The 11751-nt window shown below is 68.9% G+C and carries 8 protein-coding genes and 2 pseudogenes; 9 read left to right on the top strand and 1 reads right to left on the bottom strand.

Translation table 11 applies throughout. The features are described from left to right. The first annotated feature begins 13 nt into the window (after positions 1–13). The 4 genes from SM452_RS24045 to SM452_RS24030 are packed head-to-tail and all read left to right on the top strand — an operon-like array spanning position 14 to position 5281. On the top strand, positions 14–883 hold the full coding sequence (locus SM452_RS24045) for a class-II aminoacyl-tRNA synthetase family protein (protein WP_463840753.1): 870 nt from the start codon (positions 14–16) through the stop codon (positions 881–883). Further along, positions 880–1881, top strand: coding sequence for a DUF1839 family protein (locus SM452_RS24040; RefSeq protein ID WP_463840752.1), 1002 nt, complete (start codon positions 880–882; stop codon positions 1879–1881). Before SM452_RS24045 ends, SM452_RS24040 begins: the two co-directional genes overlap by 4 nt. After that, positions 1878–4352, top strand: a complete 2475-nt coding sequence (locus SM452_RS24035) for a glycosyl hydrolase 2 galactose-binding domain-containing protein (RefSeq protein ID WP_463840751.1) — start codon at positions 1878–1880, stop codon at positions 4350–4352. The genes SM452_RS24040 and SM452_RS24035 overlap by 4 nt, the downstream gene beginning before the upstream one ends. After that, positions 4349–5281 (top strand): alpha/beta fold hydrolase, encoded by a 933-nt coding sequence (locus SM452_RS24030; RefSeq protein ID WP_463840750.1) that lies wholly within the window; start codon positions 4349–4351, stop codon positions 5279–5281. The genes SM452_RS24035 and SM452_RS24030 overlap by 4 nt, the downstream gene beginning before the upstream one ends. A gap of 334 nt (positions 5282–5615) precedes the next feature. Here the strand turns inward: SM452_RS24030 and SM452_RS24025 are convergent. Beyond that, positions 5616–6445: pseudogene (locus tag SM452_RS24025) on the bottom strand (IS5 family transposase). A gap of 504 nt (positions 6446–6949) precedes the next feature. Between SM452_RS24025 and SM452_RS24020 the strand changes: the two are divergent. From SM452_RS24020 to SM452_RS24000, 5 genes and pseudogenes are all read left to right on the top strand, one after another. Next, positions 6950–7576, top strand: a pseudogene (locus SM452_RS24020) (transposase family protein); the annotation flags it as partial. Between the two features lie 422 nt (positions 7577–7998). Further along, on the top strand, positions 7999–8919 hold the full coding sequence (locus SM452_RS24015) for a hypothetical protein (RefSeq protein WP_463840749.1): 921 nt from the start codon (positions 7999–8001) through the stop codon (positions 8917–8919). Next, positions 8903–9904 (top strand): TRM11 family SAM-dependent methyltransferase, encoded by a 1002-nt coding sequence (locus SM452_RS24010; protein WP_463840748.1) that lies wholly within the window; start codon positions 8903–8905, stop codon positions 9902–9904. Before SM452_RS24015 ends, SM452_RS24010 begins: the two co-directional genes overlap by 17 nt. Beyond that, positions 9882–10337, top strand: coding sequence for a helix-turn-helix domain-containing protein (locus SM452_RS24005; protein ID WP_463840747.1), 456 nt, complete (start codon positions 9882–9884; stop codon positions 10335–10337). The genes SM452_RS24010 and SM452_RS24005 overlap by 23 nt, the downstream gene beginning before the upstream one ends. Positions 10338–10400: 63 nt before the next feature. Next, positions 10401–11537 carry a tyrosine-type recombinase/integrase gene (locus SM452_RS24000; RefSeq protein WP_463840746.1) on the top strand — a complete coding sequence of 379 codons (1137 nt, stop codon included), beginning with the start codon at positions 10401–10403 and terminating at the stop codon, positions 11535–11537. The last annotated feature ends 214 nt before the right edge of the window (positions 11538–11751 follow it).

Here is an 11751-nt window from a genome sequence, read left to right as displayed (position 1 = left end):
CCGTGCCGCACTCGTGGAGGCGGGGCACCTGGTGCCGTTGGGCCCGGACGGGCTGTACGCCTTCACCGGCGGGTTCGAGTCCATCGTCCAGGCGGTCGATGCGTGGCTGCTGACGCTCACCAGCAGTGAGGACGCGCTGCATCTGCGCCTGCCCCCGGTGTGCGGAACGGACGATTACCTCCGCGCCGGCTACCTCGCCTCCTTTCCGCAGCTCGCCGGAGCCGTGTACGGCTTCGACGGCGACGAGGGCGACGAGGGCGACCACACCGTGCTGCGTCGGCGGCACTGGACCGACTGCCTCGCCCCGGCGGGTCTCATGCTGGTCTCCGCGGCGTGCCAGCCGGTCTTTGCGATGTTCCGAGGGGAGCTGCCCGGACCCGGCCGGCGGGTCGACCTGTTGGGCCACTGCTTCCGGCGGGAACCGTCGGTGGACCCGGCCCGTATGCAGTCGTTCCGGCAGCGGGAGTTCCTGTTCCTCGGCAACGCGGCCGACGCGACGGGGTTCCGCGACCGTTGGGTCGAGCGCGGACAGGATGCGCTGCACGAGCTGCGGCTACCGGTTCGGGCCGTCACGGCGAACGATCCCTTCTTCGGTAGGGCCGGAAAGCTGCTCGCGACGCATCAGCGGGAAGACGGCGGGAAGATCGAACTCGTCACGGAGCTCTACCACGGCGACAGTTCCACCCCCACCGCCCTGGCCTCCTGCAACGCCCATCGTGACCGCTTCGGTCACGCCTTCGACATCAGATGTGCCGACGGGGCGACCGCACACACGAGTTGTGTCGGTTTCGGGCTTGAACGGCTCGCCTTGGCGTTGCTCCGGGTGCACGGACCCCATCCCACCGCCTGGCCCGCGCAGGTCCGCCGATCGGTCGGCGTATGAAACGCGTACTCGCCGTCTCCCCACAGCATCACGTCGCTCACCCGCTGCACGGGCGCGACCAGATCTGGAGCGAGACCAGTTGCAGTCTCGACGTGTGGGTCGAGGTGCTCCACGCGCTCGGCCTTGACCCTGCCGCGGGACTTGCCTCGACGCTGTCCGCCGACTTCCTCGACGACCAGTGGCAGTTCCTGAAGTTCCCACCGGAAGACCTGCGCGACGTCTTCGGGCTGGTTGTCGACGAGGTGACCCTCTGGCGGCCGCTGATCGACCACATCGAGCACTTCCTGGGTGCCGGACGGTTGCTGACGGTCGAGGTCGACTCGTGGTTCCTGCCCGACACCTCCGGCCGGTCTTATCACACCGAGCACGTGAAGTCGACGATCGTGCCTAACGCGGTCGACCGTGTCGGCAGGCGGCTGGAGTACTTCCACAACACCGGCTACCACGATCTGTCCGGCGATGACTTCGAAGGGCTCTTTCTGGCCGGCGACGGCGGCGGGCATGGCCTTCCCCCGTACGTCGAGGTGGTCCGGCTCGATGGGGTCGTTCGGTCTGACGTACTGCCGCGGGCCCTCCGGGCGGCGCGCTCGCACCTTGCACGCCGGCCCGCCGACAACCCGGTGGACCGGCTCGGCCACCGGTTGGAGGAGGAACTGGTTCAGCTGCCGCGGTGGAACGAGGACATGTTCCACCGGTATGCGTTCGCGACCGTTCGGCAGTGTGGCGCGACGGCGCAGCTTGCCGGCTCGTTCGCCCGCTGGCTGCACGGCCGGGCGGACCTTCCGCTGCACCGTGCGGCGGAGTGCTTCGAGACCGTCGCTGCGGAGGCCAAGAGTCTGCAGTTCAAATTGTCGCGGATCACTCGCGGCCGTGCTGTCGAGACACGACCCGCGGTAGCGGTCATGGCGGCTCGCTGGGCGGACGGCCTCGCCGCGATGGCAGCTGGGGTGGGCGGCGGATCACCGATCGGTCACGCGGCGGAGAGGGTCTCACGATGAACCTGCTCGACGTCGCCGAATGGGAGGCGCTCTCGTCGCCGCCCGGGGCGGCGGAGTCGCCGGAGGATCTACCCGACGATGGCTGGATGCTTGCCCGGGTGCCGGGCACCGCCGCCGAGGTCCTGAGGGACAACGGCAGGGCACCGGTGGCCGGGGAGGACCTCGACGGGTGCGATTGGTGGTGGCGCACCGTCATCGATGTGGTGCACTGCCCTGCCGGTTGGTTGCTCACCGTGGAAGGGCTCGCCACCGTGGCGGACGTCTGGCTCGCCGGAACGCACGTGCTACACAGCGAGAACATGTTCCGGTCGCATGCCGTTGAGCTGGCCGCCCTGCCGCGTACGGTCACGGTCGAGATCCGCTGCCGGGCGACCCTACCCCTCGTGACTGCCCGGCGCCCTCGACCGCGTTGGAAATCCTCGCTCGTGACGCAGCAGGGGTGGCGCTGGTTGCGCACGTCACTGCTCGGGCGTGCCCCGGCCTGGGCCGGTAGCGCACCGCCGGTGGGTCCGTGGCGAGCCGTATCGCTGCGCGCCGTCGACCGCCCGTACGTCGTGAGCCACCACCTGTCGGCCCGGCTTGACGGTGACGAGGGTGTGGTGGTGGTGGAGGCCGGGCTCCTGGCGCCGGAACCGGCGAGGCGGGCAACGGTCCACGTCGGCGACGCGATCGCCGAGGCCACCCTCACCAATGGTGCGCTGCGCGCCCGGGTACGGGTGCCGCGGGTGCGGCCGTGGTGGCCGCACACCCACGGTCTGCCGTACCGCTACCCGGTCTCGGTCGTTGTTGACGGGTACGAGGTCCGGCTGCGCGACATCGGATTCCGCAACGTCACCGTGGACCGCTCCGCCGGCGGCTTCCAGCTCCGGTTCAACGGTGTGCCGTTGTTCGCCCGTGGCGCGTGCTGGATGCCACCGGACCCTGTCTCCCTGCGCGCGGACACTGCACAACTCCGCGCCACGATCGAACTGGCGCGCGACGCCGGGTTCAACATGCTGCGCGTCGTCGGGGGCACGCTGTACGAGACGGATACCTTCTACGACCTGTGTACCGAGGTCGGCATGCTGGTGTGGCAGGACGTCATGTTGGCAACGCTGGACCCGCCTGACGACGACGGGTTCCTCGCGGAGTTGGCAGCCGAGGTGACACAGCTCGTCGAGCGGATGTCCGGTCGACCCTGCCTCGCCGTGCTCAGCGGCGGCAGCGAGACCGAACAGCAGCCAGCGTTGCTGGGTATCCAACGCGACCGCTCGGCCGTGACGGCGGTCAACACGCTGATCCCCGAGTTGCTGCGGCAGCGTGTGCTGGAGGTGCCGTACGTACCGTCGACTCCCACCGGCGGTGTGCTGCCGACGGATGTCTCGTCCGGTGTCGCTCACTACTACGGGGTCGGTGCCTACCTGCGGCCCCTATCGGACGTCCGGACCGCCGGGGTGCGCTTCGCCGCCGAGTGCCTGGCACTGAGCATTCCCCCGGAGGCCCCGGGGGTGGAGCGGTGGTTCGGATCAGCTGCTGTCGCAGGTCACCATCCGGCCTGGAAGGCGGGTGTGCCGAGGGACCGCGGCGCCTCGTGGGATTTCGAGGATGTCCGGGACCACTACGTGCGCCAGGTTTTCGACCTGGATCCGATGCTGGTGCGGATGGAGGACCCGGAGCGGTACCTCGACCTCGGCCGTGCGGTCACGTGCGTGTTGATGACGGAGGCCTTCGCGCGGTGGCGGCGGCCCAATTCCGGATGCGCCGGCGCGCTGGTCTGGACGCTGCGGGACCTCGCACCCGGTGCCGGCTGGGGCCTGACGGACAGCGGTGGGGCTCCCAAGGCGCCCTGGTACGCGCTGCGGCGGGTGCTCGCTCCGGTCTCCGTGCTCGTGAGCGACGACGGGCTGAACGGCCTCGTCGTGATCGCCTGCAACGACACCAAGGTGGCGATAGCGGCGCGCTTGGAGATCCGCCTCTGGTCCGTGGCCGGTGTTCCGCTCGAATCGGCGTCCACAGAGGTCGTCGTGCCGGCGCGGGAAGGGATCGAGATCCGCCTCGACGAGGTTGTGGGCCACTTTACCGACGCCGGCCACGTGTACCGGTTCGGTCCGCGCATGCGGGATGTGCTGCGGGTCAGGTTGATCGGAGCGGACGGCGTGGTGCTCGCCGAGCAGGTAGCGCTTCTCGGCGAACACCTGCGACCGGCCTACGACGGGGGATTGAACGCGGTGGTGCAGCGGACCGACGACGGGTGGCAGGTCGACATCGCCGCCACCCGGCTTGCGCAGTGGGTCGCCATCACCTGCGCCGACTATCAACCCACCGAGTCGTGGTTCCACCTCGCACCCGGGACGGAGCGCCGGGTGCGGCTGAATCCGGTCTGGTCCGGTGCGGGTCGACCGATCGTCCGGGTGCGGGCGATGAACGTGCCAGAGACGGCGGCCGCATACGGTTGCTCGGCGTCCGAGGACGAGTTGGAGGAGTGCGGGTGACCCTGATCGTCGGCGTACACGGAATCGCAAAGCACCACTCCGGTCGTCATCAGTTGTTGGCCGACTGGCGGCCGGCGCTGTTGGACGGCATCGAGCGAGCCACCGGTCGTCGCGTCGACCACGTCGACCTCGACCTTGCCTTTTACGGCGACCTCTACCTGCCGCCGAGGACATCCGGAGGGCGCAAGGGCAGCGAGGAGGCAGACACACTTGACGGTCTGAGCGACGAGGAACGCGCCGATGTCGAGAAGATGCTCTCGGAGATGGTCACACCGGAGGACGTGGCAGCAGCCGCCGCCGACCTGGCAGGGGAGAAGGGCTACACCCGAACGCCTACGCCGCTCCAGGTGCTGCTGCGGGCCCTAGGGATCCGCTTCAGGTCGGCGTCCGCGATCACGGCCGTGGGTGCCCTGCGGCAGGTACGCGGCTACCTGCGTGACGCCGCGTTGAAAGCCGAAATCGACCAGCGCGTCACGGAAAGCGTGACATCCGGATGCCGGGTGCTCGTCGGCCATTCACTGGGATCGGTGGTGGCCGCCGAGTACCTTCGGCGTACCCCGGATCACGGCGTTGCACTGCTACTCACGCTGGGGTCACCGCTCGGGCTGCGATTCGTCCGGTCCCGCTTTCCCGCTCCCTCGATCGACGTGCCCACCTGGGTGAACATTCGAGACCGCCGTGATCCGGTGGCCTGTGCCGGCTCGTTACGATCGTGGTGGCCACAGATCGCAGAGGCGGACGACATCGTCGTCGAGAACGGGGCCGACACGCACGCGGTTGAGCGGTACCTCAGCCGAAGGGCGACCGGCGAGGTGCTCATCCGTGCTGTTCCCGAACTCGTCGGCCGTGAGCGGCGCAATGTCCGTCAGCGGCTGGGCCGAGGCGATGACTCCCTGCAACGCCCCCAAACACCACGCCAGCCCGGCTAACACAAGGAGGCCGCCGAGAGGTGCATATTTGCACGAGAGGCGCCAGCAAGGCGAGGCGAAGCCGTCGTGCTTCCCTCTCCAGCAGATAAAGATCTTGAACGGTCAGGTTGGGTCGGGTTCGATGGTCAGGCCGGTGTTGGTCAGGAAGCCATCGAGTAGGTCGGGGCGGTACTGGATGTGCTTGAGCCGGTTGCTGACGATCGCCAGGAGGTGGTCAACGCCGCGGACGGCGAGGTTTGCCGATGCCGCGCTTGAGGTGTGACCACACCTGCTCGGTGGGGTTGGGGTCGGGGGCTTAGAGGGCATCTGATCTCGGTTGGCGAGGTTGGTCCGGTTAGGTGGTTTCGTTTCGCCAGGTTGGGGTGGATTCTCCGGTGAGGTAACGGCTCATTGTGTTAGCCATCGCCCAGTGGATCATCGCTCGGGTTCGTTGAGGGAGGGTTTCGTAGTCGCGGACGAGTCGTCGATGCTGTATCAGCCAGCCGAAGGTCCGTTCGACGACCCACCGTCGTGGCTGGACGTGGAAGCCCTTCTCGGCTGGTCGGGGCACCACCTCGACGTCAACGCCCAGCCGGGCGCCATGCGCACGCACCGCGGTGTTGTAGCCGCCGTCAACCCACGCCTTGACCACCGTCGGATGGTCGGTGGAAACCGTGTCGAGCAGGCGCCGGCCGCCAGCGGAGTCCTGGACCGACGCGGCGGCGACGATCACCGCCACGAGCAGACCGAGGGTGTCGGTGGCGATGTGCCGCTTACGTCCCTTGATCTTCTTCGCGGCATCAATGCCCTGCTGGACTCACCGACGTTGCAGGAGGTCTTCACGCTCTGCGAGTCCAGAACCACCGCCGACGGGCTCCCACACCGACCTCGAGCGACCCGGACCCGTTCCCGCAGCAGATCGTGGAGCCGCTGGGTGGTCCCGTCCGCCTCCCACTTGGCGTAGTAGTCGTACACCGTCTTCGCCGGCGGGAAGTCGTGCGGCAGGTACTCCCACGCGATACCCGTCCTGGCCACATACAGGATCGCGTTGACGATCTCCCGCAGGTCATGCACCGGCCGACTGATCCCCAACCCCACCCGCGCCGCCCGCCACGCGGCCAGCACCGGCTCGATCAACGCCCACCGCTCATCCGACAAGTCCGACCGATACCCACGCCGATTCACACCCACTCGAGATCAACGAGCCGAGCCCACCGCAGCCACGACCGAACGCGAATCAACCACTACACGGATCAGACGCCCTCTTAGGCGGGCAGGCGGTAGCACGTGCAGCCAATCTCGGGCGGGGTCGTGCCGCCCCTCGAACACGAGCCGGGGCAGCGGCGCCAGTAATCGGCTGATGCGGCTACCTGGGCGTGAGTTGTAGTTCGCCACGTACGAAGATCATGGATTTATGGTCGACGTCGCCCCTTGGACATGAACCCCCATCCGCCCGGCGCGGACAGGCCCCGTCGGTGCCGGTCTTGATCGAGGCGCTCCCGCGCAAGAGCAGCGCGGACGTAGTGCAGGATCGGCGCTACCGCGAGCCTGATGGTGTACCAATGAGCCTTTTCCAGCCTGATCTTGCAGGTCAGCCCGGGTCGGCAAGGGGTGCTGATCGATGAGGGCGAGGCTCCAGGTAGGACAGCAAATCGACCAAAACCCGATGCCCCGACCGGGAGCCTCGCCATGCTGTCCTACCCTGCCACGATCCCGTTGTCCAACCGGACCCTGAACCACCTCGCCGAGCGAATCCGCGGCCACCGCCAGCAGCGCAAATCCCGGTGGAGGCGACTGAACCCGGGCCGCCAGGCACTACTCGCCCTGGCCCACCTGCGCAACGGCGACACCTACACCCGCCTCGCCGCCGGCTTCGAGATCGGCGTCGCGACCGCCTGGCGCTATGTTCAAGAAGCAATCGCCCTGCTCAGCGCTGCCGCCGAGGACCTGGACACCGCCATGCGGCGCATCCGACAACTGGCCTACGCGATCCTGGACGGCACGCTGATCCCGATCGACCGGGTCGCCGACCAGAAGCCGTACTACTCCGGCAAGCACAAACGTCACGGCGTGAACGTGCAGGTCATCGCGGATGCGGCCGGGCGTCTCGTCTGGGCATCGGCCGCGCTGCCCGGTTCAACGCATGACCTGACCGCCGCCCGCACCCACGGCATCATCGAAGCCTTGACCAGCGCCGATGTGATGACCTTCGCGGACAAGGGCTACCAGGGCACCCGTGGCAGCCTGCGCATCCCGTTCAAGCGGCGCCGCTTCCGGCCGAAGCTGTCACGCCGGCAGGGGGTGCGCCGGCGTGCCGGCTGACAGCGTCCGTCCGCCGGGCCGTGGCGGTCTGACGAGCCGCCGTCCGAATGACGGCTTCGGAGCCGGTGCCCCCAGTGGCGCCGCTGCTGTCCGGCGAAGTCGGACAGCGGTCTGACAACGCCGGCCAGCACCCCGTGTCATTGGCGTACGCCGCTGGCATGGCCGAGGTGGCCGTGACACTGGGCGGCTGACAGAACTGGAACGATCGACGGCTCTGGCAGCCTCCCGATATTGATCCGACCCCACGGAGTCGGCGCCCGCGTGAACATCCGGGAGCCCCAGGACAGCTAAGCGGACGGGAACCGGCTGTCAGAGATTCGTGAGATCACCGTGAGAGAGGCAGGTGTTCGCCACGGCTGACAAACACCGGTTTGAGGGTGTCAGCGCACCACGGCGCGGCGCGGAGCCGACACCACATGAGCGAGCACACGCCGCAGCACCACAACCCGCATCCCGATCCCACCGCCGACACCGGCCCTGACGCTGAGGTCGACCCGACACCGACCGACCTGGTCGCCGGCGACCCGCCGGTACCGCTCACCGTCTGGCGCACCGCCCACACCCCGGGCGACGCCGGACGCAGCATCGGCACCCGACTGGCCGGCCGCCTCATCGCCGCCTATAGCCGCCCCGGCGAGACGGTCGTCGACCTCACCACCGACCACGCCCTCATCCATGCCAGCGCGGTCGGGGCACGCCGTCACCACCCGGCGTGGTTCACCGACGCGCCCAGCCTGATCATCGGCCCGGCCACCGCGGTCCCGCCCGTCGGCACCACCGGCCGTGCGGAACCGGGGGAGGAGGACGACCTGCCCGAGATGAGTGCGTGGTTCGGTGACGATCTCACCGACCCGCAACTGCACCCACCGACCGACACGGCGGTCGACCTGCCACCCAGCGGATCCCTGCAGACTGCGACCAGTCTCGTGGTCGCCTGCTGGCCCCTACACGCGCACGCCGCCGCCAACCGGGTCCGGCTGGCGTGGCTGCTGGCCGCCTGCGCCGCACTGCTGCAACCGGGCGGCTGCCTGATCCTCGTCGTGACCGCCCCGGTCGGCACCACCAACGGCCCGGAAGACTTCTCCGGCGTGGTCCAAGCCGCCGCCAGCGCCGGACTGGGCTACCTGCAACACCTCGTCGCCGTCACCGCCGACACCGACGGCGACGCCTTCGTCTACCACGTCACCGACGAGGAACTACTCACCCTCACCACCACCGACCAGCGGTGGCAGATGGCGCACCTGCGAGTCCACGCGGACCTGATGGTCTTCAGCCAATCCCAGAGCCGCGCCCCGCGTCGACGGGGTGGCCGCGAGGGCGGTGGTCACCGTGGCTAAGCACCGCGCAGAGATCGCCGACGACCACAACGAGCAGAGCACGCCGCTTGCCTCGACGAGCACCGGCCCGATCGGAGGTCATCGGGCTGCTGCCGGCCCGGAGAACCTGTCAGTGTGGGCGACCGCGCAGGCCACCGGACCGGTCCAGCGCCGAGGACGGTACGTCCGCGAGTCCGTGCAACACCCGGCGCGGATGCTTCCCGCGATCGCCGCGCACGCCGTCACCGCCTACACCCAACCGGGGGACCTGGTGCTCGACCCTATGTGCGGGATCGGCACCACCCTCGTCGAGGCGATCCACGCCGGCCGCGACGCGATCGGCGTGGAGTACGAGTCCCGCTGGTCCGACATCGCTGACGCCAACATCAAGCACGCCCACACGCAGGGTGCGACCGGCCGGGCCGGCGTCATCCGCGGCGACGCCACCAGCATCCTCTCGCTCGTACCCGCGGCCCTGACCGGGCAGATCGCCCTCGTCGTGACCTCACCGCCGTACGGACCGACCGTGCACGGCCTCGTCCGGCCCGGCACCGACGGCGTAGCCAAGTTCGACAACGCCTACAACGACGGCACCGACCGCGGAAACCTCGCCTACCGCGACCTCACCGGCCTCGCCGACGGGTTCGCCCAGATCCTCACCGGCTGCCACACCCTCCTCAAACCCGGTGGGGTCGTCGTCGTGGCCGCCCGACCGTGGCGCAAGCACGGCGAACTCATCGACCTCCCATCGGCCGTCATCGGCGCCGGCATCCGAGCCGGCCTCACCCCCGTCGACCGGTGCGTAGCGCTGCTCGCCGCCGTCCGAGACGGCGGGCTCGTAGCCCGGCCGTCGTTCTTCCAACTCCAGGCCGTCCGCAAGGCACGAGCCGCCGGCACCCCCATGCACCTGATCGCACACGAAGACGTCCTCGTGTTCACCAAGAATCCCACCGGCTCCGGCGCAGGAACCTCGAAGGACACCGGTGAGGGAGGGGCGGTCGCGTAAGGCAACTGCCCACCGCCGCCCTCCCTCTCCTGCTGTACCGCCACCACTGACCACCCGCGAGCTCTTCGTAGGCCGACCAGACATCCGCCCGCGAAGAGCCCGCCCCACCCGCGCCTGCGAGGAGCTCACCGTGCGCGACAACCCGCCCCGCCCACTACGGCGCCCACCGCCGCCACCCACACCCGGCCACGCGACAGGGCACCACGACGAGCAGGAACCCCGCCTCTACACACCAGCCGAAGCCGCAGCGCTGCTGCGCATCCCGGAATCCTGGCTACGCCGCCGCGCTGGGCGCCGCCAAATCCCCTGCACCTTCCTCGGCAAACACCTGCGCTTCTCCGCCGCCGACCTCGCCGCCCTCATCACCGCAGCAGCAGAACCAGCCACCGGCCGCCGCACCCACCGGCGCCGCCACCCGCCAGCGGCGACTTGACCCAACCCGCGAAGTCACGCGTCCATCACCGACGCACCACAACCGGACCGAATGGAGTAACCCATGGCCTGGGTGGAACAACGCGGCATGAAGTTCCGCGTCCGCCTCCGCACGACTGACGGCACCGTCACCACCGACTCCACCCATGACCGGCGCGCCGACGCCGTCATCCGCGCCAAAGAAATCGACGTCGAAGTCGCCCGCGACACCTTCATCGACCCCCGCGGCGGACGCATCCCCCTCGCCGAATGGGTGCCCATCTGGGAGTCCACCCACCAGGCAGCCCCCGCAACCTGGGCCGCCTACCGCAGCCACCTGCGGCTGCACATCCTGCCCACTCGCGGCCCACTACCCCTGGTCGACATCCGCCGCCAACACATCAAGACCCTCGCCGTCGCCCTCGGCAAACGCCTCGCACCCCGATCCGTCGCCGACGTGATCATGGTCCTGTCGATGGTCCTACAAGAAGCCGTAGAAGACCGCCGGATCCCCTTCAACCCCTGCCGAGGCATCCGCATCCCCAAAGGCATCCGCGCCGAACGACCCCACGCCACCGCCGAACAAGTCGCCGCCATCGTCGCCCGCCAAAGTCGACCCTCCGACGGCCTCATGATCCTCACCGCCGCCTACACCGGCATGCGCTGGGGCGAACTCGCCGGCCTGCACCGAGACAACCTCGACCTCACCCTTGGCAGCATCTACGTCCACCCGGACACCGGCGCCCTGCACGAGGTCGAAGGCAAGCTGTACCTCGGCCCACCCAAGACCAACGACTCCGTCCGCCACATCCGCCTACCCCGATTCCTCACCAACCTCCTCGCCAGCCACCTCGCCGACCACCCCCACCACACCGTCTTTCCCGGCGCCCGCGGCTACCACCAACGCCGCTCCAACTTCAACCGCCGCGCCTGGACCCCCGCCCTCACCGGCGACCCCCAACGAGACATCCCGCCGATCCTGCCCGGCATGCACTTCCACGACCTACGCCACACCCACAAGACCTGGCTCATCGAAGACGGCATCCCCGAAATCGCCCAGGCCCGAGGGCTCGGCCACCGCCTCGTCGGAGTAAGAGGCATCTACAGCCACGTCACCGAACCCATGATCACCACCCTTGTCGAGGCGCTGCAGAAACGCTGGGAGACAATCCAACCCGACCGCCCCAACAGCACGCTGCGGCATCTGCGACCCGTCGCTTGATCAGATTGCTGAGGTGCGCATTGGTGTCCGGCCGATAGGGGGTCGCACCACTTCCACTCTCCGGGCAAAACGGCTTCGGCGCTGGCCTGCATCGACGTACTTGCGCGGCCAGTCCATGCTGTCCATGGGGGTAGCCGCACGCAACTCTATCGGAGAGTGGTATGTCGGGTTTTCAGAGCAGGGCATCATGGCGCCGGAAGACGATTATCTCACT

The sequence above is a fragment of the Micromonospora sp. SYSU B005 genome (assembly GCF_055362685.1).
The sequence above is the reverse complement of the archived record's forward strand: the minus strand, read 5'-3'. Positions and strand labels throughout refer to the sequence as shown.

Coding starts and splice junctions, on each gene's coding strand:
- SM452_RS24040 (WP_463840752.1), top strand. CDS start 880: ATGAAACGCGTACTCGCCGTCTCCCCACAGCATCACGTCGCTCACCCG.
- SM452_RS24015 (WP_463840749.1), top strand. CDS start 7,999: ATGAGCGAGCACACGCCGCAGCACCACAACCCGCATCCCGATCCCACC.
- SM452_RS24035 (WP_463840751.1), top strand. CDS start 1,878: ATGAACCTGCTCGACGTCGCCGAATGGGAGGCGCTCTCGTCGCCGCCC.
- SM452_RS24000 (WP_463840746.1), top strand. CDS start 10,401: ATGGCCTGGGTGGAACAACGCGGCATGAAGTTCCGCGTCCGCCTCCGC.